This is a genomic window from Lacinutrix sp. MEBiC02404 (assembly GCF_053601575.1).
Window position 1 is genome coordinate 23,836 of sequence record NZ_JBSHNV010000153.1, and the last position, 24,147, is coordinate 47,982.

The 24,147-nt window shown below is 31.5% G+C and carries 25 protein-coding genes and 1 tRNA gene; 13 read left to right on the plus strand and 13 right to left on the minus strand.

What is annotated here, in order from left to right:
* Positions 1-88 precede the first annotated feature (88 nt).
* Positions 89-1,099 carry an AI-2E family transporter gene (locus ACVCXO_RS06530; protein WP_452228786.1) on the plus strand — a complete coding sequence of 337 codons (1,011 nt, stop codon included), beginning with the start codon at positions 89-91 and terminating at the stop codon, positions 1,097-1,099.
* Between the two features lie 67 nt (positions 1,100-1,166).
* Positions 1,167-1,559 carry an arsenate reductase family protein gene (locus ACVCXO_RS06535; RefSeq protein WP_452228787.1) on the plus strand — a complete coding sequence of 131 codons (393 nt, stop codon included), beginning with the start codon at positions 1,167-1,169 and terminating at the stop codon, positions 1,557-1,559.
* On the opposite strand, the gene ACVCXO_RS06540 is transcribed toward ACVCXO_RS06535, so the two are convergent.
* From ACVCXO_RS06540 to ACVCXO_RS06560, 5 genes are all read right to left on the minus strand, one after another.
* On the minus strand, positions 1,556-1,870 hold the full coding sequence (locus ACVCXO_RS06540; protein ID WP_452228788.1) for a hypothetical protein: 315 nt from the start codon (positions 1,868-1,870) through the stop codon (positions 1,556-1,558). The two genes, ACVCXO_RS06535 and ACVCXO_RS06540, sit on opposite strands and share 4 nt — an antisense overlap.
* Positions 1,871-1,968: 98 nt before the next feature.
* Positions 1,969-2,172, minus strand: a complete 204-nt coding sequence (locus tag ACVCXO_RS06545; protein WP_452228789.1) for a hypothetical protein — start codon at positions 2,170-2,172, stop codon at positions 1,969-1,971.
* Positions 2,173-2,201: 29 nt separating this feature from the next.
* Positions 2,202-2,363 (minus strand): DUF1328 domain-containing protein, encoded by a 162-nt coding sequence (locus tag ACVCXO_RS06550; protein WP_452228790.1) that lies wholly within the window; start codon positions 2,361-2,363, stop codon positions 2,202-2,204.
* Positions 2,364-2,491: 128 nt separating this feature from the next.
* The gene (locus ACVCXO_RS06555) at positions 2,492-3,166 is read right to left on the minus strand and encodes an SOS response-associated peptidase family protein (protein ID WP_452228791.1); all 675 of its coding nucleotides are present in this window, start codon (positions 3,164-3,166) and stop codon (positions 2,492-2,494) included.
* A gap of 141 nt (positions 3,167-3,307) precedes the next feature.
* Positions 3,308-3,757, minus strand: coding sequence for a ferritin-like domain-containing protein (locus ACVCXO_RS06560; protein WP_452228792.1), 450 nt, complete (start codon positions 3,755-3,757; stop codon positions 3,308-3,310).
* Between the two features lie 270 nt (positions 3,758-4,027).
* On the opposite strand from ACVCXO_RS06560, the gene ACVCXO_RS06565 reads away from it, so the two are divergent.
* A complete protein-coding gene (locus ACVCXO_RS06565; protein WP_452228793.1) occupies positions 4,028-5,062 on the plus strand; it encodes a helix-turn-helix domain-containing protein in 1,035 nt (344 codons plus the stop codon).
* 158 nt (positions 5,063-5,220) lie between these two features.
* Here ACVCXO_RS06565 and ACVCXO_RS06570 read toward each other — a convergent pair whose 3' ends face one another.
* The 4 genes from ACVCXO_RS06570 to ACVCXO_RS06585 all read right to left on the minus strand — a co-directional run bounded on the left by ACVCXO_RS06570 (position 5,221) and on the right by ACVCXO_RS06585 (position 7,813).
* Positions 5,221-6,666 (minus strand): hypothetical protein, encoded by a 1,446-nt coding sequence (locus ACVCXO_RS06570; protein WP_452228794.1) that lies wholly within the window; start codon positions 6,664-6,666, stop codon positions 5,221-5,223.
* A 257-nt stretch (positions 6,667-6,923) separates the two neighbouring features.
* Positions 6,924-7,124, minus strand: coding sequence for a DUF6327 family protein (locus ACVCXO_RS06575; protein ID WP_452228795.1), 201 nt, complete (start codon positions 7,122-7,124; stop codon positions 6,924-6,926).
* A gap of 5 nt (positions 7,125-7,129) precedes the next feature.
* The gene (locus ACVCXO_RS06580) at positions 7,130-7,477 is read right to left on the minus strand and encodes a hypothetical protein (RefSeq protein ID WP_452228796.1); all 348 of its coding nucleotides are present in this window, start codon (positions 7,475-7,477) and stop codon (positions 7,130-7,132) included.
* Positions 7,478-7,480: 3 nt separating this feature from the next.
* Positions 7,481-7,813, minus strand: coding sequence for a YtxH domain-containing protein (locus ACVCXO_RS06585; RefSeq protein WP_452228797.1), 333 nt, complete (start codon positions 7,811-7,813; stop codon positions 7,481-7,483).
* Positions 7,814-8,008: 195 nt separating this feature from the next.
* Between ACVCXO_RS06585 and ACVCXO_RS06590 the strand changes: the two genes are divergently transcribed.
* Positions 8,009-9,373, plus strand: coding sequence for an NAD-dependent succinate-semialdehyde dehydrogenase (locus tag ACVCXO_RS06590; RefSeq protein ID WP_452228798.1), 1,365 nt, complete (start codon positions 8,009-8,011; stop codon positions 9,371-9,373).
* Positions 9,374-9,463: 90 nt separating this feature from the next.
* On the opposite strand, the gene ACVCXO_RS06595 is transcribed toward ACVCXO_RS06590, so the two are convergent.
* Positions 9,464-10,621: a hypothetical protein gene (locus tag ACVCXO_RS06595; protein WP_452228799.1), complete on the minus strand. Its 1,158-nt coding sequence runs from the start codon at positions 10,619-10,621 to the stop codon at positions 9,464-9,466.
* A gap of 130 nt (positions 10,622-10,751) precedes the next feature.
* Positions 10,752-11,939, minus strand: a complete 1,188-nt coding sequence (locus tag ACVCXO_RS06600) for a hypothetical protein (RefSeq protein ID WP_452228800.1) — start codon at positions 11,937-11,939, stop codon at positions 10,752-10,754.
* Between the two features lie 121 nt (positions 11,940-12,060).
* Here ACVCXO_RS06600 and ACVCXO_RS06605 point away from each other — a divergent pair, with 121 nt between their 5' ends.
* Positions 12,061-12,600, plus strand: a complete 540-nt coding sequence (locus ACVCXO_RS06605) for an RNA polymerase sigma factor (protein WP_452228801.1) — start codon at positions 12,061-12,063, stop codon at positions 12,598-12,600.
* Between the two features lies 1 nt (position 12,601).
* Entirely contained in the window at positions 12,602-13,315 is a 714-nt protein-coding gene (locus tag ACVCXO_RS06610) for a tetratricopeptide repeat protein (protein ID WP_452228802.1), read from the plus strand.
* Here ACVCXO_RS06610 and ACVCXO_RS06615 read toward each other — a convergent pair.
* Entirely contained in the window at positions 13,295-16,396 is a 3,102-nt protein-coding gene (locus ACVCXO_RS06615; protein ID WP_452228803.1) for a CHAT domain-containing protein, read from the minus strand. The two genes, ACVCXO_RS06610 and ACVCXO_RS06615, sit on opposite strands and share 21 nt — an antisense overlap.
* 91 nt (positions 16,397-16,487) lie before the next feature.
* A tRNA-Pro gene (locus tag ACVCXO_RS06620) sits at positions 16,488-16,562 on the minus strand.
* Positions 16,563-16,660: 98 nt separating this feature from the next.
* On the opposite strand from ACVCXO_RS06620, the gene ACVCXO_RS06625 reads away from it, so the two are divergent.
* The 7 genes from ACVCXO_RS06625 (at position 16,661) to scpA (ending at position 23,625) form a co-directional block, all read left to right on the plus strand.
* Positions 16,661-17,767 (plus strand): PQQ-dependent sugar dehydrogenase, encoded by a 1,107-nt coding sequence (locus ACVCXO_RS06625; protein ID WP_452228804.1) that lies wholly within the window; start codon positions 16,661-16,663, stop codon positions 17,765-17,767.
* Between the two features lie 35 nt (positions 17,768-17,802).
* The gene (gene udk / locus ACVCXO_RS06630; RefSeq protein ID WP_452228805.1) at positions 17,803-18,411 is read left to right on the plus strand and encodes a uridine kinase; all 609 of its coding nucleotides are present in this window, start codon (positions 17,803-17,805) and stop codon (positions 18,409-18,411) included.
* Positions 18,411-18,713, plus strand: a complete 303-nt coding sequence (locus ACVCXO_RS06635; protein ID WP_452228806.1) for an FtsB family cell division protein — start codon at positions 18,411-18,413, stop codon at positions 18,711-18,713. The genes udk and ACVCXO_RS06635 overlap by 1 nt, the downstream gene beginning before the upstream one ends.
* Entirely contained in the window at positions 18,706-20,085 is a 1,380-nt protein-coding gene (locus ACVCXO_RS06640; protein WP_452228807.1) for a methylmalonyl-CoA mutase subunit beta, read from the plus strand. The genes ACVCXO_RS06635 and ACVCXO_RS06640 overlap by 8 nt, the downstream gene beginning before the upstream one ends.
* Positions 20,086-20,187: 102 nt before the next feature.
* Positions 20,188-20,865 (plus strand): hypothetical protein, encoded by a 678-nt coding sequence (locus ACVCXO_RS06645; protein WP_452228808.1) that lies wholly within the window; start codon positions 20,188-20,190, stop codon positions 20,863-20,865.
* A 7-nt stretch (positions 20,866-20,872) separates the two neighbouring features.
* Positions 20,873-21,505, plus strand: coding sequence for a hypothetical protein (locus tag ACVCXO_RS06650; RefSeq protein ID WP_452228809.1), 633 nt, complete (start codon positions 20,873-20,875; stop codon positions 21,503-21,505).
* Positions 21,502-23,625, plus strand: coding sequence for a methylmalonyl-CoA mutase (gene scpA / locus ACVCXO_RS06655; protein WP_452228989.1), 2,124 nt, complete (start codon positions 21,502-21,504; stop codon positions 23,623-23,625). Before ACVCXO_RS06650 ends, scpA begins: the two co-directional genes overlap by 4 nt.
* Positions 23,626-24,147 lie beyond the last annotated feature (522 nt).

Genomic DNA, 24,147 nt, shown 5'->3' on the forward strand with positions numbered 1-24,147 from the left:
TTCATGAGACTTAAGCATACATTTGATAAACAGATCATGTAATGATATACATTAGCATTACAAAAACAATCCATAATTTAAATTTATAATGAAGCAAATTAGCCATAAAGTTATTAATCAGCTCTTCTTATTAGGTATCATAATATTGATAGCAATCCTTATTTTATTAGAAATACTGCCATATTTATCAGGTGTTTTAGGTGCAATAACCATTTATGTCTTATTAAGAAAGCCAATGAAAAAATTGGTCCAGAAAGGTTGGAATAAGGAACTTGCTGCAATCGTTTTATTATTATTATCGATTATAGGCATCCTGTTACCTGTTACAGGAATTGTAATTATGCTGGGCAATAAAGTGAGTAATGCAGCAGAAAATTCAGAACGGGTTACCAATGCTATTAAATTGCAGCTTGAAAAAATCGAACATGCATTAGGCTATAACTTTAGCTCTCAAATAGATGCCTCTCAAGTTTCCAGCCTAGTTTCCGAAAAACTACAAAGTTTTGCTGGTAGCACATTTGAAGTCGCAATAGCAATATTCATTATGTATTTCTTACTTTTTTATATGTTAACAAATAGACGGAAATTAAGAGAAAGCCTGTTTGAATATATTCCTATAAATACAGAAAATTTAAAAATCATAGGCGAAGATGTTAATGTAATGGTACGTTCTAATGCATTAGGAATTCCTTTAGTTGCCATTGCTCAAGGTATTGTTGCGCTTATTGGATTTTTAATATTTGGAATAGAGAATCCGTTTTTCTGGTTTGTCATGGTGACCATTGGTTCTATGATTCCGTTTGTTGGTGGATTGCTAGGTATTGTACCTGCGTTTATATTAGCCTACGCCAATGGAGATCCTTTTCAAGCTTGGGGAATACTGCTGTATGGTTTAATAGTGGTTGGCTCTACCGATAACTTAATTAGACTTTTTGTATTAAAAAAACTAGACAATGTGCATCCATTAATAACTTTAATTGGTGTCATTATTGGTGTGCCTTTATTTGGTTTTATAGGATTAATTTTTGGTCCATTATTGTTAAGTCTATTTCTTGTAATGGTTCGGATTTATAAAAAGGAATACAGTGAAAAAATATAAACATGCTTTAAGAAACAAGTAAAACTAAATTCAAAAACAGATGGGAATAATTTCAAAACATAAAAACATGATTAAATTATATTACAGTTCTAATAGCTCTTTAGGAAAACAAACCTTAGCTTATGTTAGCGCTTCAAAAAAAGAGATTTTAGCAATCGATTTATCTAAAACAAAATTAACAGGAACACAATGGATTGAGATTGCTGAAGCGCTTGACACCACACTATCCAGTTTGGTAAATCAAAACCATCCGGATTTCACAAAAAATTATGGTGAAAAAGAAATACATTTAAGCAATGAAGATTGGATTAAGGTTTTACATAAAAACCCAGAAGTGCTTAAAGGGTCTATTGTAATGGTTAACCATTCTTTTTATCTATTAGAAACACCTACAGACTTTATAAAATATTTTGAACCAGATACCGCTGGGTTAAACCCTCAAAAACCGCACGAAGATTAATTATTCCTATCATTTGATTGAGGTATTTCTTTAAAGAATTCTGCTACTTCTAAATCTCCTGTTGGTGCGTAGTTTGCTAGAACGGTTCCTTTTAATCCAGAATCTGTTTTTATCGCATATAATATAGAAGCATCTGCCGGATTACTCATTCCTTCAAAACGCATTTCTTTATCAATAAAGATTTGTTCTGGCTTGAATTTCTCCTTAGAATCTAATTCCACTAAATGAGCGTCCACCATCCTAAAATTACTGGTGTATCCTTTTTCTTTTAATTCGTTTATATATTCTATTTCATGTTTTGCATATTCCATAATAAATTTGTGTTATATAAAAAAGGCAGTAAAATCATGGATTAAACTGCCTTTTTTTGATTATTAAAAACTAGTGATCATACTATTAAAGCAGGTAATTAATCTACTGCATCTTCAATTTCATCTCCTACATCCTCTAGACCATCTCCAATGTCATCTGTTACATCTTCAATACCATCTCCAATGTCATCTGTAACATCTTCGACAGCGTCTTCTACTTTATCTTTTTTATCTTCTCTGCAACTTGTAAAAACGGCAGACATGGTAAATACTAGTATTGCTGAATAAATTAATTTTCTCATCGTGTTTCGTTTTATAGTTTTAGTGGTTATTATATTTTTTTTCTTCCTGTAATTAAGGACACAACAAAAAGTACTATAAAAATATAAAATAGAATTTTTGCTATACTTGCTGCTCCTTCCGATATTCCTCCGAAACCAAAAATCCCGGCGACTATTGCTAAAATGATAAAAATGATTGCGTAACGTAACATATTATTTTGGTTTTAAATTAGTAATGCAATGTCTTTCATTACATTATATCAAAGATGCTTCTTTTTCAGGAATTACATTAACGGTATCCAACTTTAAATTAACTCTTTTAAATATATTGCTGTATTTGTTAAAACTGGTTATTGGAAATGGTATTCCTATCTAATATTTTTTGATCTATAACTTCCGATTCAAAATCATAAGCATCCAAATCTTTGATAATGGCTTTTAAATCGGAAAACGTATTGCTTTTATCTAGCCAATAATCATAATATTTTTTCTTAAGAGCTAAAGGCTCTTTTTCAGAAAAGCTTGGTATTGGTTTACCATTAGAATGATTGCTTGTCGTTATAAGAATGGAGCATGTTTTAAAGCCATCGGACAGTTCATTATAAATTCCTGCTAAACAAAAAGGCACGTTGTTTTTTCTAAAAACTTGAAAAGATTTAATTTTACCATTACTTATATACGTGGTATAAAAACCAGTTACAATAATTAAGCAGCGTCTTTTGTTTAAAGCTTCGGAAAGAAATGGATCTTTTTCATTTATATCTTTAATATCTACATTTAAAGTATTCGATATATTTTGAAAAACCGCCCAGTTTTCCTCAAAATCAGTAGGTAATAATCCCCAAATAGAAAAATCGATAACCTTCGGTTTTTCCATAGTTATAATGGGCAAAGAAGCCTCTTTAAATCCATTTATTACTTTTACAGGTCTATATAACTTAGGATATGAAAATTTTTTATTAAACTTCTGCTCTATTTGTTTTAAACTAGCCGTATTTCGTAATTTATAAAACATAACTTTTATTTTTAATAAAAGAATAACGCACTAAACTTCTTGATGCAATGGATGAAAATGGGTGCTCTATTCGCTTTAACAAAACAAAAAAGGAAATGCCAATGCAACATTTCCTTTTAAATTAATCGATAAGGTTTCTTTTTATTTTAGATCTTCTAATCTTTTAATGGTGTTAAGCTCTTGCTCAATGTGGCTTTTTTGATTATAAAGCATATTTTTAGTATTTAAAGGCAACCCTATTTCCTCTATAACTTCTTCGTATTCTGCTATTGCTGCTTTTTCTCCTCTAATCGCTTCTTCTAGCATGGACTCATCATTATCTGAGGATAACGCAGCTTTAATATCCATCCAAGCTCTGTGTGCCGTTCCTGTAAGGCTTCCTTCTTTATCTACCTGCTGACCAAAAGATTTAATTTCTGTTTTTAATTCATATCCAAAATCATATCTCTCTTGTGCCTTTTTATTAAAAAAGTTTTTTAGACCAATATGTTTCGCATTTTCTGCTGCTTTTTTATAGCCTTTTTCGGCATCATAGTTTTTCTCTAATAAAGCATTTAATCTGTTTCCTAACCTGTCTGTGTAATTGCTCATTTCTAAATGTTTTTAATTAGCAACATTTTATTTTAAGATACATGTTGTTTATTATCTAAGCGTATAGCTTGTGTAAGAACTACTGCGCTATACCATAAAATTACTACTAAAAACCAAAAGGTATTAACCCACATAATATGAATTTTAGCGCATTTAATTAATTAAGAAATCATTAACAGAATCTAGCACCATCTGTTATCATAATTTTAATATATCTTTACCTTGATATTTTTTAAAAAAATTAACGCTATATATATTCTAAGGTATTAAATGAAAATCATTAAAATTAATGCGGAAAATACTGCAGACAGTATAAAGCAATTTAAAGAGCAAATTGGAGGAAATATAACTCAGAAATGGGGAGAATACACTTTGGATCTGGATAATGATTTCGCAAAAGGATACATTAGACTAATGACTTTTGATTGGGGCGTTAGTTTAATTGAATATAATCTTGTGTTTTTTGAAGATATACAAGTAATAGTCGATCCTTCTAATTTTAATCCTATCCGTTTTTCTTATTCCCTAAATGGTTCTTTTCAACATAAATTTAGTGACCAAAAAGAATATACAACTATTGAACAGTTTCACTCGTTTATTGGCACCTGTAATAGTGATGTATCGCATCATTTTAGTTTTGAGAAAGGAATACATTTAGAATTGAATAATATTAAAATTATACGCAAACAATTCTTAAACAAAAGAATTAATATTGCACACATGCTAAACAAAAAACTACATGCTATTTTTGTAGATAAAGAGCATGAAAAAAAGTTTGCTTATTACGGGCCTATTAGTCTTAAAATGGCAGATCGTGTGAAGGCCTTACAAGATATAAAAACGAAAGGCATGATTAGATTATTAAAAGCGGAAGGTGAACTATACCATCTTTTGTCCATGCATATTGAGTTTTATAACAAATATGACAATGCTAATGTTCTTGAAATTGATTTACAAAAATCGGAATTAAAAATAATAAAAAAACTTGGTAAAAAGATAGTTAAAACACCCTCTGACAGCTATTCTTTAGATGAGCTATCCAAAAAAACAGGCCTGTCGCAAGCCAAGTTACAAGAAGGCTTCAAATTTTTATTTGCAAGAACCGTAACCGAATACATTAGACACGTAAGATTAGAAAAAGCTAGAGATTTAATGAATAACACGAACCTCAACATTTCTCAAATAGTATATTCTATAGGTTTTACTAGCAGAAGTTATTTTTCTAAAATTTTTAAAAACAAATATAATATTACACCTAATGAATATAAGAAACAGCTTGTAGTTCTTATAGAAGAGGAATCTTAAAAAGAATTCATTATTCTTTACCCGATTCTTTTTCCGCATCTTTAAAATCGATATCATTATCAATTACATTTTTAAATGCTTCTACCCAGGCATTTTTAAAAATGTTAGTGATTGTTGGCCAAACTTTAGAATCTACAGTTACACTTTAAATTAGGGTATTATTTACTTCCTTTACCGGTTAATGTACTTACTAATCCGCTCTGTACATTAATCCATAAATAATTAAAAAAGGATTTTGTAGTATTACGATCCCCTGTTATTTCACCATATCTATAACCATCTTTATCTGTTTTAGAACCATCGTTTACAAATACATTACCAATCGCTGTTAAAAAGGTATTCACTTTGTTTTTATTATTTAATATTTCAAATTTAAACGCTTCGTATTTCATTTTCAAGTCTCCTTTTGCGTTCCATTTATTTCCACTAAACGTAAAATAAATCTGTTCAATTTCTCCTTCTGCTTTAGCGTTTAAATTCGTCTCAAAAAAGGCATTCCCTATTTCAGCCTGGAAATTCTCAAATGCTCCGGAAGCCAAAAAGGCGTCTTGTTTAGCATTCACGTCAAATATAATATCCAAATGCATTGGTGCTTTACCCATAAAATTAGAACGAATAGCAATTTTTGTTTTCTCCCCGGCTGCATAATTATTTGCTAGATTAGTTACGTTCGCATGCACCGCTTTAAAAAACAGTTCTCCCGCTTGAGCAGTAGCATCTACTCGCTCTGCATACGTTACATTACCACTATTAAGTTCTAAGCTATTTATCGATAAATCTATGGGTAAATCACGTAACATTTTACTATACATATTTTTGATTCGCATATCATCTGCAACTCTTTTATCTCTATAAACACTTAAATTAGGTTGTTCTATTTTTCCGGAATCTGCGGTTACGAAAAAAACGTCTTTATGAAATCCGAAGTCTAATTTACGGATTTCTAATTCCGGAATACGAAGCGTTACATGATCGCGCTCTACCTCTATTTTTGTGGACAATATTTCTTTTGAATATTTTGTTTCTAAGAAGCTATTTTTGAGTTGTAACACTTTATTTTCAAGACTCAAGTTGTCTATTCTCAAAACTTCATAAGCACTCAAATTCGTAAAAACCTGCTTTGTAGTTAATTGATAATCTTTATAATTAAATGGTATTTTCTGTTTTAAAGTTTCCGCATTTAAACGTAGATCATGTAAAGCAAAATGTATAGTGTTTATGCTAGTAACAAGATTATTGCTATTAGCATCTTTCACTTGTAAAGCGCCATTTACAATTGCAATCTTCTTAATAGTTATCGTTTTACTAAATTGGGTATTTGGCGTGGTATCTTTTTGTTGCTCTTGTTTTTCGGAATAGATATGGTATTCCAGATTTGGTTGTTTAAAAACAATAGTATCTACTGCTATGGTTTTATTAAAAAGAAACTGCCATACACTAAAACCATCGACCTTCAGCTGATTAGCATGTAATGTTGCCATTAGATTTTCATCTGTATTTAACACTTTTGCCGATAAACTATCTAGTTCTACGCTACCGCTAAATACATTTGCATATATTCCTGCATATTCTAGTTTTATATTTTTGGGTAATTTAGTATCCAATACATGGATTATTTCTCTTTTGAATTTATTTTGAAGAAAGAATATCCCTCCAATAATAACAATTAAAAATATACTTATTATTTTTTTAGACCAACGCATACGTTAAAATTAAGAATAAGAAAGTGTAGAATTAGGAGTCTAAGTACTAAAGTAGTATACGATTATAACGTAGTTACTTAAACAGAATAGTCAATAACTTAAAAAGCTATCTAAATTGTATACCCATTTAGATAGCTTTTTATTATGGCATTAGATTATCATTTAATGATCTTTTTCAATAACATAAAACCGCCCATTTTTCCAGCTATCTTTAATGCAGTGCGCACCCAATTTAAAGGGTTAAGATCTTCTTTAAATTCTTCTTTAACTAGCTTAAGTTCTTCCCAAGCTATTTGTCGCTCTAGATACAACTTTTTCAAGTCATTATCTATGTCTTTAAATGAATTATAGGTTTTCATAGGTTTTAATTAAAAAATTTAATTGCAATTTTCTGGATTATTTTTCGATCTATATGCTTTCTTAAAACATATACTAATATGGCTAGAACCACAAAAGTCAAAGCAACAATTAAGCAACCTAGCGCTAAATTACCCAGCGCATTACCAATGGCAATTGCTCCAGAAATCGCTAAAAACAAAAGTCCTAAAAACACCAAACTACCAACCGCAAAAAGCTTAACAATTAAACTAATGGAAGACGTTAATTGTTGAAATGCTTTAAGCGTGATATAATCTTGTGAAGTTTTTAAATACTTTTTACTAAGATCTGCTGCTTTATCTGACGTGTTATTTAAAGATTCAAATACGCTCATTTATTATGACGTTTTTTGTAATTTCTTATTTTTCTCTTTTAAATCCTTCAGTTTTTTCTCTAAAGTAGAGATCACATCTTCGGCTTTATGACTAGCGTTAGAGACTATAGATTCTACTTGCTCATCTAAAGTTTCCTTTTGTGCCGCCGCCGTAGTTACTGCTCTTTCTTTTAAATCCATTGCTGTTTCTGCCAATTTATCCTTAGCAGCTTGTGCTTCGTCTGAAATACGTTGTCTGGTGTTAGAACCTTTATCTGGTGCAAATAAGATACCCAAGGTAGCTCCAATTGCGGTTCCTGCTAATATTCCTAATAATGTACTATTTGAATTGCTCATCGTTTTTCTTTTTTTTTGGTTAAACATTTATTTACTGTAAATATACAATCAAAGCGAAACAAGGCTTAACTCAATACAATCAAGTTTTGCCCCAAAAAAATAAATTGTGATAACGTTAAGACTTTTCACAAATAAGTTAATACTATAATTATCTTAACTGTAATTTAGCAATCTATTTAATGAAAACCAAACAATATGTCAGACATCATAAAATCCGTAAATCCTTTTAACCAGGAAGTTATCAAAAGCTATACTTTAAATAGTCAAGAGGAAGTATTTTCGAAAATCAATTCAGCTGAAAACATCTTTAAAGACTGGAGTACAAAAGATGTTAGTGAAAGAGCACTTTTATTAATTAGAGTCGGAAATATTTTAGAAGAACGCCTAGAAGAATTAAGCCTGTTAATTACCCAAGAAATGGGTAAACCTATTAAAGAAAGCAGAGCAGAAATTAACAAATGTGTCTTTCTCTGTGATTTTTATGCTACCAATGCGGAAGAATTTTTAGCAGACCAAATCATTGAAACAGAAGCACACGAAAGCTTTATAAGTTATGATCCTTTAGGCGTAATACTAGCAGTTATGCCATGGAATTATCCGTTTTGGCAAGTATTTCGTTTTGCTGTCCCTACATTAACGGCAGGAAATGCAGCTGTTTTAAAACATGCATCTAACGTTAGTGGTTGCGCTTTAGCTATTCAAGAAATTTTTGAAGAAGCTGGATATCCAAAAGGATGTTTTCAAACCCTGATTACCGATCATAAAAATATAGAAGCCATTTTAAAAGGAGATAGTATTCGAGCTGTTTCCTTAACCGGAAGTGAGAAAGCAGGAAAAACAATTGCAAAAATTGCAGGTGAAAATTTAAAAAAGGCAGTATTAGAATTAGGCGGAAACAATGCATGTATTGTATTAGATGATGCAAACCTGGATAAGTATATCGATACGATGGTAAAAGCGCGAATGCAAAATACAGGACAAAGTTGTATTGCTGCGAAACGATTTATAGTGACTGAAAATATTTACGATACGTTTCTGGAGCAATTCACAAATAAAGTAAAAGCATTAAAGTATGGAGATCCATTAAACGAAGACACAGAAATCACAACACTTGCCAGAGAAGACCTTGCAATAGATTTACAAAAACAAGTGGAAGACGCGATTAAAAAAGGCGCTCAAGTGATTACTGGAAATAAAAGAGACAAAGCATATTTTGAACCTACCATTCTAACCAATGTAAATAAAAACATGGCTGTCTTTAAAGAGGAAACTTTTGGACCTGTAGCACCAATATTTAAAGTAAAAGATTTAGAAGAAGCATTAGCATTGGCAACCGATTCTAGATTTGGTTTAGGAACGATGTTATTTACAGAAGATATAGAAACAGCCATGCGAACGATTTCAAGAATACCAGATGGCGCTTTCTTTATTAATGAAATGGTAAAATCGGATCCTAGATTACCTTTTGGAGGCACAAAAGCTTCCGGTTATGGTAGAGAGTTATCTAAAGAAGGTATTCACGAATTTGTGAATATTAAAACCGTTTATATCCATAAATAATAATCAGAATACAAAAAAGCCCAACATACGTTGGGCTTTAAAATTAAGAAGTAAGATTCGTTATTCACTTATCTTTAATTCCAACGGATTTTATGGATTCATAAGTTTTTCTGTTTTTAATTTTTGAATATAATTCCATAATTCTTCCGATTCTATATTAACTCCTGAAGCAGTTACAACAATTCTATCTTTTACTTTGTACCACAACTGTGTGGTTTTATCGCTTTCCTTATATTGGGAGATATAGGGTTTTATATCCTTTGCCTCTTTACCTTTATTTTCCATTGCATAGGCAAAATTGATCATTTCCATATCCTTCGGACTTTTAGCACAATCCATGACATAGACCTCTATTTCTTTTTTTTGCGTTTCGTTAGCATAGATTAGATGCATATTATTTTTATTTTTTTGTCCTTTTGGCGGATTACCATATTCTTTGGTAGTCACGGACAAATCCCCTAGTTTATTAGGCACCCATTCTTCAAACTGCTTTTTCGGAATAGGAATTAAGTCATCTAATCTTTTGGCTGTTTGTATTTTATCATCATCTGCTATTTGCCTTAACCTCCATTTTACATTTTTAGATACTGGAGAACTTATGGAAAACTCCATTATTTGTAACCGAACGGCATTGACATCGCTTTCATCATAATCTGAATCGTCTGTAATATTTTCTTCTATAAAGTTCCATCCTTTTTCTAAAGCAATATTTAAACGAATAGAAGCATAAATATCCCCAGATCTAGAATTAGCCTTACTACACTCCTCGTTTACGGTTATTGCTCGATCTGTATACAACCAAAAATATTTATTTTCACCAACAAGACTATCGCCAACGGATTCTAATATAGCAACGTTTATTCCATATTTTTTTACGAATAATTTATATTTGCGAGAGTACACCTCATCATAAGGAGTTTTAGCAAAGACATCCAAATCTTTACAATTACTATCTATAGAAAACCATTTCGGAAGTTTATATGGTTCTAACCGAATACTATCATAAAGCGCTTTAATATCAAATTCTGGTGCATCGAAATGCACCGTACCATCCGTAGCAATTTTTCCTAATACAATTTCTTTACCACCTTCTTGTGGGGAAACGATTTCTAATGCTTCCTTTGAATAATCAAGTTCTCCATAAAGGTTCTTTTCTATTTTTGGTAAAGCAGTATCCGATTGTCGTGCATTACACGATGGTAGCAGTGTAAACACAAATAAAAAAAGGATATAAGTTATAGTTTTCATTTTTTCGCTTTTTAGTTTTAAAATTTCTTTTCAATACATTCTGTCGTTTATTTTAAAGCGAATTATTTCCGTCCAATAAATAATGGTTCGGAAACAATTCGCAAAAAACGTACAGATTAAAGTCTTATTGTTAGTCTACACAAATCTCACTACCAACATTATCATAACTTAAGTTACTAGTAGTTAAAACTATTCCATCATTAGTAAAGGTTTGTATACTACAATTGGTAATATCTTTAAATAACACATCATGCACATTCAAAACAGAATACGCCCAAAGATAAATAGCTCCAGTTTGATTGGAGTTACTTGCATTTTCAATAGTTGCAAAACCAATTTCGTTTAATGTGGAAGGAGAATCAAAGTAAATACCTCTCCAAGAACTTAATGCATTATCTATAGAAGTAAAAACAATAGGATCTGCTGCTGTACCAACCGCTATTAAACTAGGCTTATTTCCACCAGCTCCTTCCGTAATAGCTAGATCTGTATCTTGACCAAATTTCATGACAACACCCGGCATTATTGTTAATTTTCCACCAGAATTAGTTACATCCATTCCTTCCGGAAAATGATATGGCACGTTAAGTTTAGTCCAAATATGATGACTTTCGTTTGCTATATAATCTCTACTCGCAATAATAGCATCTGTATCATTACCTATATAATTCCCTCCAGAAATTGTTGTAATATATGTCCCTAAAATATACATTGGCGCCTTACAAGAAGTAATTGTATTATTTTCTAACACTAACTCGTTATTACCAGTATCTGCATGAAGCCCATAGGTTTGACTATTTGAAATGGTTGTGTTATTCATCTCTAAGTGCGTATCCGACCATAATACTAAAGCACCATAATCTCCAACTGCTCCTGCATATTCAATAATACTATGCTCTATTTTATTTTTTACATCACCACTAACAATATAAAGACCTCGCCATGAGCCTGCAATTTTATCCTCTCCTGTAAAAACAACTTGATCTTGTGCAGTTCCTAATGCTTGAATAGAACCGGAACTATAAACCCTTATGGTGGCATCTGTACCAAATTGAATAGTAACTCCTGGCTCTATAACCAAATCTCCATATACCACATACGTACAGTTAACAATATAATCTACGCCACTATTTCTATTTACTAGAGTACGTGTTTCTCCATCTGCTATTCCTGTAGAACAGTCTACTAATTCTAAGGCCTCCAATTCTGGCGTATCAGGTTCATTACTATCATCATCACTAGAGCAACTACTAAATAGTGCCGTTATTAATAATAAAACGAGTACGGTTCTAGGTAATTGATTTTTCAAAGTTTTCATTTTTAAATGTTTTTTTTAATTAATACTATCCTTTTGTGTAAGAAATTTCAAGAAGTAAACATCTATTAATAAAAAAATATTCTTTACTTAGATGTTTACTTTTAAAGCGATTAGATACTAAATGACAGAAAGCAAAATATTAATAGCACTTAAAAAAGATGATAAGTCCGTTTTAAAATCGGTTTATTTAGAACATAAGTCTGCTTTTCTTGGTTTTGCAAAAACATATAAAATAGATAGTGAAGATGCATTAGATATATATCAGGATGCCATTATCGCACTTCGTGAAAACGCTTTGAAAGGCCAAATAGATGATTTAAAAAGTGAAGTTAAAACCTATCTTTTCAGTATTGGAAAATACATGATTTACAAACGATTAAAAGAAAAGAATAAAATGCATTTGGTAGATTCTATTAAAGAAACCAATAATTTTGAAACATTAGAAACAGATATTGATTACAATTTTAGTAGTAGACAAAGGCAATTACAAATAGCATTTAATAATTTAGGTGCGCAATGTAAAACCTTATTAAACCTATTTTACAAGAGAGGTTTTACTTTAGATGAAATTGTAATAGAATTAAATTACAGCAACAAAGATGTGGCTAAAAGTCAGAAATCGAGATGCTTAAAATCCCTAAAGAAGTTAATTAACGGTTAAAATGAATACATCAGATTATATAAATAAATATTTTGAAGGAACACTCTCTGAGGAAGAGAAGAAAGCTCTCCATGCTTTATTAGCAAAAGATAAAGATCTTAACGCAGAATTTGAATTTCAAAAAGAATTGAAAGATACTTTAGTTTTAAATGATCGTGAAGAAATAAAAAAAGAAATTCAGGATTGGGATAAAACTCCAGAAAAACAGCTTTTTAAATCTTGGCAAATTGTAGCTAGTTTAATCCTGCTAATTGGTGCTTCTTGGCTACTATTTTTTAGTTCGCCATCTAGTAATCAAAACGAAAAGCTGTATGCTTCCAACTTTGAACCGTATAGAAATATTGTGCAACCTATAGTTAGAGGGGAACATAAAGAAGATTTGCAATCTAAAGCGTTTGCTGCTTATGAGACTAAAGATTATGAAAATGCAAATCTATATTTTGATCAAATTTTAAATAAAGAACCAAACCAGACCATTTCATTTTACAAAGCAAATACACTGTTACAATTAGATAAGACAAAGGAAGCAATAGCTATATTAGAAACGAATGTTAAAAAATCAGATACGCTACAAGATCGAAATTTATGGTACTTAGCGTTGGCTTATTTAAAGAATGATAATACAGAGGCATCTAAAAAAACGCTAAAGCAATTAGTATTGCAATCTCAATTTAAAGCGAAGGAAGCTACTCTTTTAATCAAAAACCTGGAGTAATCGCTTTCTTAAAAGAATTAGAAAACCTGGAATTATAATGAAAAGCAACCACCAATAACTAGTTCCCATTTCAATAGGCGAAATATCTCCCGAGAGCACAAAGCCTGCCCAATAAAAAGGATGTTTTAAAAAGCCATCTTCAACGGTATTTAAATAATCTAATTTTGCATTTTGCAATGCTTTGTTTTTAGGCACTCCTGTTTTTAAATACCTGTAAAAGGATTCCATTATTTGCGATGTTTCTTTATCTGGAACTTTCCACAAACTAGTAACCGTACTTGGCACTCCTGCATACGTAAACGCCTTAGAGACATTAGTCAACCCTTCTCCCTTTTTTAAATGCCCTATTCCCGTATCACATGCACTTAAAACAGCAAGATCTGCATTTAGGGATACGTTATAGAGTTCTGAAATAAACAGCTTTTGTTGTTCTGAATTACCAAAACTTAAATTAGAAAATTCTGAGTTTGTATTATCTATAGAAGAATGCATCGCCAAATGAAGTATACTATACTTATTTGCTGTGGTCAAAAAGGTTTCTTTACTAGCTTCTTCTCCTAAATAAACATCCGAATTTAATAATTTACTAATCTGCGATGCTTCATAAGCTGCACCAATTAATTCGCCCTTTCCAACTCTATTATCAGTATTTAAATCATTTTTTTTATAAGTGGGCGCATAAATACCTAGTTTATTATTCTTTGATTTTTCTACTTTAATTTGTTCATTAAAAAGAAGAAGTGAACTTGCGTAACTCACGCTGTGGTTTTCTATGAGATATTCTCCATGAGCATCTAATAAAATTTCCATAGGAAAATAGTAAAGTAAATCATCTAAGACAAAAATTAAATCTTCAGAATTCCCATTTTCTAAAACGGAACTTGGCAGCAATAAGGTATATAACTGATGCAGGTTTTCTGTGTAATCGCCAATTTTAATATCTTTTATAGCAGGAATAGACTTTTCAAGCAACGCACTAAGCACTACTTTATCGGCAATTCTTGTAAGTTTGGTTTTCCATTTAGAAATGGTAAAAGCATACACCGCATTTTGTGTAAAACAATATTTAATAATCCGTTGCTTCGGTTTTAGTTTTTCTTTTAGTGCTTTTAAATCGAAATTCTGAAGGGTTTGATTAAAATAGGATTTATAATTTTCTTGGAACCAGACATCCAAGCTATCGATACTCATTTCTAAATCAAAGATTTTCTCTTTAATTATTTTCCGATTTTTATCTGATGTATTATTTAAAAAAAGTTGTTTTTTATAAAAATGAAATTCGTTTTTTAAATCGCTTTCTATATCTAAAATAGAATCCGGAATATTTATAAATTTTCTTTGGTTACTTTTTAAAAATTTTCGCCAGTTCATTTTGGAGTTCGATTCTTCAATTTGCTCTAGAATACGATTCGGAATAGATTCATTTCCCAAAAGAATGGAAGTATTTAAAACCTGTTCATTAATCTGAACAACGATATCATAAGTAGTATCATTAAACTCCGAAAACAAATAATTATGAGAAAAAGCATTGGAAGCTAATTTGCTTAAATTATGCGCTATGTCTAAATAATCTTTCCTTTTTGTTCTTGTAAAAGCATCACTATAATCTTTGCTTGCTATTAAAAGTAAGTTTATAAAATCCTTACCGCTGTATGGCTTACAATCTTGATAAAGAACGTCTTTAATAGAAACCGGTTTAGTAGTATTGTTATACAAATCTTGAAAAGCCAACGTGTAATAGGTATGCATTTCATCTATATTATCCTGTAAAAAAACAAGATGTGCTTTTTCGCCTCTTAAATGCATTAAGTCGTAAGATTCCTTTTTTTCTATGGCTTTATTTAACCAACTATCCAATTTTAATGTAGCAGTTGCATAAGCTTTTTGTTCTAGATATAAATGGATAAGATGTAACTTGTCGTTTAAATCAAATAGAGGTAGCTTCAGAATTTCTTCATAAATAGTTATGGCCTCTTTCGGATTTTTAAGTGTTAAAAGATTCGCTCTAAACCGTAGCTCACTTCGCTTTCCTATATTAATAAAATTTTTATAATACGAAAGGTTTCTCGGGTTATTCCGTGTATCATTCTCGTCATAATTAGTAAAGAAATGGGAAATCTTATCATTATAGGATATCGCCTTTAAGGTGTCTTTTTTATGCAAGTACAGATTTGCATAATGACTCCATAAATTAACTTGGGTTCTTCCTCTATATGCTTCATTAGACCAATGGTTGAGATTGCCTTTGTGCTTTTCAATAAGGTTTTCGGCCTTAATAATATATTCTTCCGCTTTAGCGTAATCTCCATGTTGTATATACCAAGTATTTAAAGATCCGTAAGCAATATTTAAATAACTTTTATCTTTATGCGTCACGTTTTCCCAAATACGAACCACATCTAAATACGTATCTAATTCTTTTTTATAATAGCCAATAAAACCATAGGTAAGTGCTAGATGATGTTTTTGAATAGCTACATCTACCGTATATTCTCTGTTATTTGAAATATTGAGATTAATGGCTTTTTTTTCTTGATGTATCACTTTGGAATAATCTCCAAACTTACCAAGAACTAAACCTATATTAAATTCAGCCTCTGCAACTAGACGATGATTATACACCAAAGTGTCTTTAAAAATAGTTTTGGTTGCCTTTGCTATTTCTAATGCTTTTTCGGCATTTTTATTAAAATAATATTGCTCGTATAAATATTTGGAAACATGTCCCTTAAAAAAAAGATCGTTTATAGCATACTTATTATAGATGTATAAAGCTTTTTTGGAAGCAACTATAGCTTCCTCAAACTTTAAATTATATTGAAAATAAATGGCGTTACAAGCTTCTTTTTTAAATAGAGCTCTTTTATAGTGAATACTGGAAGTGTCCTTATACTTGGAAATAATTTGATATCTTAAGTCCTGCAAGACATTATAATCATTAGTATGGTATGATTCTGTTTTGTTGAAATATATAGAATCTGCTATTTTCTCTAGGTCTATTTTAGTGTACGCTGAAGTTTGAGCAAAACTAGTATTACAGCATAAGCAACCCAAAATTAGAACAATAGCTTTTAATTTCATATGCCTAAAGTTAATTTTTTTTAGGACATAGCGATTAAATATAAACGTGTAGAAATAAAAAAAGCTCCAGCATATGCTGAAGCTTTAGTAGTCGGGGTGGCAGGATTCGAACCTGCGGCCTCCACGTCCCAAACGTGGCGCGATAACCGGGCTACGCTACACCCCGAAAATGTTTTATCATTTAAGGATTGCAAATATATACCTTTTCTTGAAAAACAAACTATAAAAAGATGTAAATTGTAAATACTTTTTATATTTTTAATTATGAAGCATCCTTTTCTCCTTTTATTAACGTTAATTTCACTTAGTTTTAATTCTTGCGCACAAGATAAAAACCCAATAAAAACGGCACATACTTACGAAGTAATTGTTCCGGAATTACAAAATCCCTGGGGATTTGTTTTTCTTCCGGATGGTTCTATTTTAATCAACGAGAAATCTGGGAAAATGATTCTTTTTAAAGAAAACAAGAAAATAGTCATTTCTAATCTGCCCGAAATAGTGCTTCTTGGGCAAGGTGGCTTAATGGATATAGAGCTACATCCTAATTACAAAGAAAACGGATGGTTATATGTTTCTTACGCATCGTCTAATGATGAAAATGAAGGTGCACATACCTCCATTATGAGAGCAAAACTAGAAGGAAACAAACTTGTAAATAAAGAAGTACTTTATAAAGCCTTACCAAACACAACTGCTGGGGAACACTTTGGTTCTAGAATAGAATTTGACAATGACAACTACTTATATTTCTCGATTGGAGAACGTGGCAAAAGAGATATTAATCCGCAAGACATTACTCGCGATGGCGGAAAAGTATATCGTTTAATGGATGATGGCTCTATTCCTACAGACAATCCTTTTGTAGATATTCCAAATGCAAAAAAAGCGATTTACTCTTACGGACATAGAAATCCGCAAGGTATGGCTAAACATCCTATTACGGGAGAAATTTGGACGCATGAACATGGTCCGCGTGGTGGCGATGAGATTAATATTATTAAAGCTGGGAAAAATTACGGTTGGCCAAAAATCACCTATGGAATTAATTACCATGGCACAAAAATCACAGATAAAACCAGTTTACCAGGAATGGAACAACCACTTCACTATTGGGATCCTTCCATAGCACCAAGCGGCATGACATTTATAACAAGTGACATCTACCCAAACTGGAAAGGAAACCTTTTGGTTGGTTCTTTAAAATTTCAGTATTTAGACCGATGTGTACTTAAAAATAACAAGGTTGTTTTTGAAGAAAAATTACTAGATGGTATTGGCAGATTACGTAGTGTTCGTCAAGGCCCAGACGGTTATATTTATGCAGGAATAGAAAATGTTGGAATAGTTAAAATAATTCCGAAGAAATAATCTTAAATTTGCCTATCAAATCAAAATAAATATTCATGCTTATTATAGGAATTGCTGGTGGAACTGGTTGTGGTAAAACAACCGTTGTAGACCAAATACTTAACGAATTACCAGAAGGAGAAGTTGGTGTAATCTCACAAGATCATTATTATAAAGACACATCTCACCTATCGTTAAACGAAAGAACAAAAATTAATTTCGACCATCCTAGAAGTATCGATTTTGATTTAATAGCAGAACATTTAAAAGAATTAAAAAACGGAAATCCAATAGATCAACCTGTTTATTCTTTTGTAAAGCATAACAGAACTGGGGACACTATTCATACCATGCCAAGAAAAGTAATGATTGTAGAAGGTATTTTAATACTTACCAATCGGGAATTACGGGATATGTTTGATATTAAAATATTTGTACATGCAGATAGCGATGAGCGTTTAATACGCAGACTAAAACGGGATATTGCAGAACGCGGCAGAAATATAGACGAAGTGCTAACGCGTTATCAAAATACATTAAAACCAATGCATCAACAATTTATTGAACCAATGAAAGAGTATGCAGATATTATTATACCAAACAATAAATACAATACCGTTGCTGTAGATATAGTTAGAACTATTATAAACGAAAGAATAAGTTAATGCTAAAGTATTTTAAAAACATATTCCTTATTATTTTTTCCATATTCGCTATTTGGATGCTGTTTTTTGATGCCAATTCCTTACTCATTCACAACGAATTAAATAATGACCTTAACGACCTAGAAGACGAAAAAGAGTTCTATATTAAGGAAATTGAAAAAGACAATAAAGGACTTAAAAAGCTAAGTACTGACGAAGGACTAGAAAAATTTGCACGCGAAGAATATTATATGAAGCGTGATAACGAAGAGATTTATATTATTGAATACGAAGACAGCTTAAAAACAGAGAAGGATGACTAAAAAATTATTTAATGATTTTGACAAAGTTTCTTCAAAAGAATGGAAACAAAAAATACAAGTAGACCTAAAAGGAGCAGATTATAATGATACCTTAATTTGGAAAACCAATGAAGGTATTGATGTAAAACCATTTTATCATGCCGATGAATTTAAAGCGCCTTTTAAGAGTATTACCGGCCCAAAAGATTGGTCTATTGGCCAATCTATTTTTGTTTATGATATAGCATTAAGTAACAAAAAAGCTATTGATATTTTAGAACGTGGTGCAGAAAGTATTCTGTTTATTATTCCTAATAAAGAGGTTTCTATAAACGATTTACTCCAAAATATAAATTTAGAAACCACCTTATATTTTGAATTACAATTTTTAGATTCCGAATTCGTAAAAGAACTCAACAACTATCTCCTACAACGCAGTCCAAAGAACGCTAACAAAGGCAACTTTCACATTTACAACGACATTATTGGAAACCTTGCCAAAACCGGAAATTGGTTTACAAACTTAAAAGAAGACCATCAACATTTTGAAGCTATTGTAAAAAACACCAACTCCTTCTCTATAGATGTTTCTTTATACCAAAATGCTGGAGCAACTATGGTGCAGCAATTGGGATATGCCATGGCACAAACCAATGAATATTTAAATGTTATTGCAAGTACCACAAAGCAACCGCTTCAAATCACTTACCATGTTTCTGTTGGCACAAACTACTTTTTCGAAATCGCCAAACTACGTGCTTTACGCTTATTATGTAACAGCTTAGTTAAAGAATATAACCTAGAAGCCGTTTGCCATATTGTTGCAACCCCTACAAAACGCAACAAAACGATTTACGATTATAACACAAACATGCTTCGTACCACTACCGAATGTATGAGTGCTATTCTTGGTGAAGCAAATACTATTTGTAACTTAGCCTATGATGCTATTTACCATAAAGACAATGAATTTGGCGAACGTATTGCACGAAACCAACTATTAGTTTTAAAAAGGGAAAGCTATTTTGACGTGGTAGAAAATGCTTCCGAAGGTTCTTATTATATTGAAAGCTTAACGAATCAACTAGCGGAAAAGGCTTTAGAATTATTGAAAGATATTGAAGCAAAAGGTGGTTTTTTAAGCCAATTAAAAGAAGGCACTATTCAAAGAAAAATAAAAGAAAGTGCTACCAAAGAACAAGAACAGTTTGATGCTGGAGAAATCGTTTTATTAGGAACCAATAAACATCCTAATAAAAACGATACCATGAAAGACGAATTAGAACTCTTTCCTTTTGTAAAAACAAATATTAGAAAAACCTTAATACAGCCCATTATTGAAAGACGTTTGGCTGAGAAAATAGAACAAGAAAGATTAAAAACCGAAAAATAAATTTATTAAATCATGAAACATCCTTAACGCATACTTTATGCTATAATGAAATGACTAAAAGGATGTCACATGTGACCAATTAAAAATATTAAATATAAACACATGAGAAACAGTAGTATTAAACTTTTAATAGTAATCTTAATTTTTAACTTTTCAAGCTGCAAAAAAGAAAGCTCTTCTTTTTCAGATTATCAGTTTGCAGAAGAAACGCCAGTAATAAATTGCGAGAACACAGATAACAAATTATTAAATGAAGCTTTATATTCTTTTGAAAAAGATATGACTCCTTTTTACGATCTATTAAAACAAAACAAAACTCTTGCTTACAATACTTTCACAAAACGAGCTACAAACAAAAAGATAGACCCTACTCTTTTTGCTTCTAAACATTCGGTAGCAATAGCTAACGCATTAAAAGAAGCTGGTTTTATAAGTGAAAAAGGAGTAAATTATAAAAACTCTTTAATGCACTGTATTGGAGAAAACATGAAAAAAGAGGATATAAAAACTACGTTTAATGCTTTATTAACAACCAATAGTTTGTCCAAAAAATTATTTAATCCAGCTTTACAGTCTAAAACACATAAAGTACATGTTGATAAATATTTATCTATTTATGTTGCCTTAGAGTATTTTTATGTCGAAATATTAAAAGCAGATTTCACAAATGTAGATTTTAACAGACTTAAAGCTACTAAAAGAGACACAGCGAAACCTAATATCATACAAAACTCAAATAATTCTAAAGTAGATTTTAATAAGCGTCCAGCAAAGCAGTAAAGATTTAATGATGAAACCAGTAAACATAAAAGCATTTAAAATAATTACTCTAATTATTACTTTGTTTATGTTTTCCTGTCAACAAAAAACGGAAAGTCAATTACAAAGAAGTTCACTTCCTGGCTCCTATTTTGATCTTAAAAAAGACAATATTAAAATATTCCTTCCTGTTTATTTTCAGGAATATTCTGAAAATGATTACGAAACATTAATTGATGCCTTAGAAGATTCCGATGAAAAAGAACTAGAGAAGAAACGCTTCAATTTTTTAAAGTTTTCTAAAGGCAATAATTACTTTTTTAAGGATATAGCCTCCTCTACTCTTATTAATGTAAAAATGATGAAGTATATACCATTTGCTAGAAAAGAGTCTTCTCAATTATTAGGAATACTTTCAAAATCTTGTAACGACTATGCAGAACTTCTTAAAACCAATTGTGAAAAAATAACCGCGGCATATTCTGAAAACTATGTAACTAAAGTTTTTAAAGCTGTATATAAAATTTCAAACAATAAAGATTATTTAATGTATAATAACATATATTTAATTAGTTCAAAGCATAAAACATTTTCCATAAATATTTACTCAGAAACAGATCAAAATTTCAACCCATTCATTGAAAAAATCACTGTAGAATAATGCGAAAAAACATCCAACATATTACTTTAAATCCGGAAGCTAAAAGTCAAAAGACTGCAGCGAATAGCCTTTTTAAAACGGCGGAAGACATTACTGTAAAATCGAATTACAATAAAGCAGATTTACAAGATGTAGAACATATAGGTTTTGTAGCAGGACTTGCACCAAATCTTCGTGGACCTTATTCTACCATGTATGTTAGAAGACCTTGGACGATTAGGCAATATGCCGGATTTTCGACCGCAGAAGAAAGTAATGCCTTTTACAGACGTAATTTAGAAGCTGGACAAAAAGGACTTTCTGTTGCTTTCGATTTAGCAACACATCGGGGTTACGATTCTGATCACGAACGTGTGGTTGGAGACGTTGGTAAAGCTGGAGTAGCAATCGATTCTGTAGAAGATATGAAGGTGCTGTTCGACCAGATTCCTTTGAATAAAATGTCGGTTTCTATGACCATGAATGGTGCTGTTTTACCAATTATGGCATTTTATATTGTTGCTGCAGAAGAACAAGGTGTATCACCAGCATTGCTTGCTGGAACGATTCAGAATGATATTTTAAAGGAATTTATGGTACGTAATACCTACATCTATCCTCCTACACCATCCATGAAAATTATTTCAGATATTTTTCAATACACGAGTAAGCACATGCCTAAATTTAATAGCATTAGTATTTCTGGATACCACATGCAAGAAGCTGGGGCCACTTGTGATATTGAATTAGCATATACACTTGCAGATGGTTTAGAATATATTAGAAAAGGATTAGACGCAGGAATGGATATTGATACTTTTGCTCCTAGACTTTCTTTCTTTTGGGCAATTGGTATGAACCATTTTATGGAAATTGCTAAAATGCGAGCTGCCAGAATGCTTTGGGCTAAATTGGTAAAACAATTTAATCCGAAGAACACAAAATCACTTGCTTTACGTACGCATTGTCAAACTTCTGGTTGGAGTTTAACAGAGCAAGACCCTTTTAACAACGTTGCAAGAACAACTATTGAAGCTGCAGCTGCTGCATTTGGCGGCACGCAATCTTTACATACCAATGCTTTAGACGAAGCTATTGCGCTACCCACAGATTTTTCGGCACGTATTGCAAGAAACACACAAATATTTCTACAAGAAGAAACCAATATTACAAAAACGGTGGATCCTTGGGCAGGAAGTTATTACGTAGAAAAACTAACGCATGATATTGCTCAAAAAGCATGGACTTTAATTGAAGAGGTTGAAGAACTTGGAGGAATGACGAAAGCTATTGAAGCTGGGATTCCGAAAATTAGAATTGAAGAAGCTGCGGCACGTAAGCAAGCACGAATAGATTCTAGTCAAGATATTATTGTTGGTGTAAACAAATATGTTTTAGACGAAGAAGATGCTATTGCTACTTTAGAAGTCGATAATCAAACGGTACGTTTACAACAAATTGAAGGTTTAAATAAAATTAAAGCCGAAAGAAATACCGAAAAAGTAAACCAAGCTTTAGCAAATTTAACACAAGCAGCTAAAACAGGTCAAGAGAATTTATTAGCTTTAGCAGTAATTGCAGCTCGAGAAAGAGCTACTTTAGGCGAAATTAGTGATGCTTTAGAAGTAGAATTCGGACGTTATAAAGCACAAATAAAATCCTTTTCTGGTGTGTATAGTAAAGAAATAAAAGACGATAAATCTTTTGCAAAGGCGAAAGAACTGGCCGACAAATTTGCGGAACAAGATGGACGACGTCCAAGAATTATGATTGCAAAAATGGGACAAGATGGTCATGATCGTGGCGCAAAAGTAGTAGCAACTGGTTATGCAGATGTTGGTTTTGATGTAGATATCGGTCCACTTTTTCAAACCCCACACGAAGCTGCTAAGCAAGCAGTAGAAAATGACGTACACATTCTTGGTGTTTCGTCTTTAGCTGCAGGACACAAAACGTTAGTCCCTCAAGTAATTGAGGAACTTAAAAAATATGGTCGCGAAGATATTATGGTTATTGTTGGTGGTGTAATACCTAAGCAGGACTACCAATATTTATTTGATGCTGGCGCTGTTGCCGTATTTGGTCCTGGAACAAAAATTAGTGAAGCCGCTATTAAGATATTAGAAATACTGATTGACTAACAATAGCTTCGTTAAAAAATTATATTTTCGGGGCAACAGCAACACCAAACGAAGGATACTCGAATCTATTTGCGGGATAGAATTCTTAAAAGTGATGTAATAGCACGTTAAAGAAATTCGCTGATTAATATAAAAAATGACCTAATCCAACATCTGAATAATTACATCAAGTTATCTAAAGAAAATACGCTGCTAATAATTAATCACACTAAAGTAAAAATGATAAAGCTTCCGGATTTTTTCTTGAAAGTAGAGATAAATGTGACCAAATAGCATTTCTAATAAATGACGTGTTTCGTTTTTGCTTTATGAATAATAAAGAAAATGAAGTAACATCATACTTTAGGAAAGAAAATGATTTTGTTTGCAACATAACTTGCTTTTTTTTTTAAAATTCTCTGTGAGTTCCGGATCCATGCAAGCAGAAACAAATTGTTCGGTTATTCCGTTTTCAAGAGCATCTTGGGGTTTATTTTTTAATACAATACCAGAATGAGAAAATTCATTTCCAAAGAAGTTTAC

What these genes read in the sequence shown, in the direction of transcription:
- ACVCXO_RS06575 (WP_452228795.1), bottom strand. Translation starts at nt 7,124, where the DNA reads ATGAAAACCTATAATTCATTTAAAGACATAGATAATGACTTGAAAAAG.
- ACVCXO_RS06650 (WP_452228809.1), top strand. Translation starts at nt 20,873, where the DNA reads ATGATGAAACCAGTAAACATAAAAGCATTTAAAATAATTACTCTAATT.
- ACVCXO_RS06590 (WP_452228798.1), top strand. Translation starts at nt 8,009, where the DNA reads ATGTCAGACATCATAAAATCCGTAAATCCTTTTAACCAGGAAGTTATC.
- ACVCXO_RS06540 (WP_452228788.1), bottom strand. Translation starts at nt 1,870, where the DNA reads ATGGAATATGCAAAACATGAAATAGAATATATAAACGAATTAAAAGAA.
- ACVCXO_RS06560 (WP_452228792.1), bottom strand. Translation starts at nt 3,757, where the DNA reads ATGAGCAATTACACAGACAGGTTAGGAAACAGATTAAATGCTTTATTA.
- ACVCXO_RS06600 (WP_452228800.1), bottom strand. Translation starts at nt 11,939, where the DNA reads ATGAAAACTTTGAAAAATCAATTACCTAGAACCGTACTCGTTTTATTA.
- ACVCXO_RS06580 (WP_452228796.1), bottom strand. Translation starts at nt 7,477, where the DNA reads ATGAGCGTATTTGAATCTTTAAATAACACGTCAGATAAAGCAGCAGAT.
- ACVCXO_RS06640 (WP_452228807.1), top strand. Translation starts at nt 18,706, where the DNA reads ATGACTAAAAAATTATTTAATGATTTTGACAAAGTTTCTTCAAAAGAA.
- ACVCXO_RS06605 (WP_452228801.1), top strand. Translation starts at nt 12,061, where the DNA reads ATGACAGAAAGCAAAATATTAATAGCACTTAAAAAAGATGATAAGTCC.
- udk (WP_452228805.1), top strand. Translation starts at nt 17,803, where the DNA reads ATGCTTATTATAGGAATTGCTGGTGGAACTGGTTGTGGTAAAACAACC.
- ACVCXO_RS06565 (WP_452228793.1), top strand. Translation starts at nt 4,028, where the DNA reads ATGAAAATCATTAAAATTAATGCGGAAAATACTGCAGACAGTATAAAG.
- ACVCXO_RS06625 (WP_452228804.1), top strand. Translation starts at nt 16,661, where the DNA reads ATGAAGCATCCTTTTCTCCTTTTATTAACGTTAATTTCACTTAGTTTT.
- ACVCXO_RS06615 (WP_452228803.1), bottom strand. Translation starts at nt 16,396, where the DNA reads ATGAAATTAAAAGCTATTGTTCTAATTTTGGGTTGCTTATGCTGTAAT.
- ACVCXO_RS06530 (WP_452228786.1), top strand. Translation starts at nt 89, where the DNA reads ATGAAGCAAATTAGCCATAAAGTTATTAATCAGCTCTTCTTATTAGGT.
- ACVCXO_RS06550 (WP_452228790.1), bottom strand. Translation starts at nt 2,363, where the DNA reads ATGTTACGTTACGCAATCATTTTTATCATTTTAGCAATAGTCGCCGGG.
- ACVCXO_RS06635 (WP_452228806.1), top strand. Translation starts at nt 18,411, where the DNA reads ATGCTAAAGTATTTTAAAAACATATTCCTTATTATTTTTTCCATATTC.
- ACVCXO_RS06555 (WP_452228791.1), bottom strand. Translation starts at nt 3,166, where the DNA reads ATGTTTTATAAATTACGAAATACGGCTAGTTTAAAACAAATAGAGCAG.
- ACVCXO_RS06585 (WP_452228797.1), bottom strand. Translation starts at nt 7,813, where the DNA reads ATGAGCAATTCAAATAGTACATTATTAGGAATATTAGCAGGAACCGCA.
- ACVCXO_RS06645 (WP_452228808.1), top strand. Translation starts at nt 20,188, where the DNA reads ATGAGAAACAGTAGTATTAAACTTTTAATAGTAATCTTAATTTTTAAC.
- ACVCXO_RS06610 (WP_452228802.1), top strand. Translation starts at nt 12,602, where the DNA reads ATGAATACATCAGATTATATAAATAAATATTTTGAAGGAACACTCTCT.
- ACVCXO_RS06545 (WP_452228789.1), bottom strand. Translation starts at nt 2,172, where the DNA reads ATGAGAAAATTAATTTATTCAGCAATACTAGTATTTACCATGTCTGCC.
- ACVCXO_RS06535 (WP_452228787.1), top strand. Translation starts at nt 1,167, where the DNA reads ATGATTAAATTATATTACAGTTCTAATAGCTCTTTAGGAAAACAAACC.
- ACVCXO_RS06595 (WP_452228799.1), bottom strand. Translation starts at nt 10,621, where the DNA reads ATGAAAACTATAACTTATATCCTTTTTTTATTTGTGTTTACACTGCTA.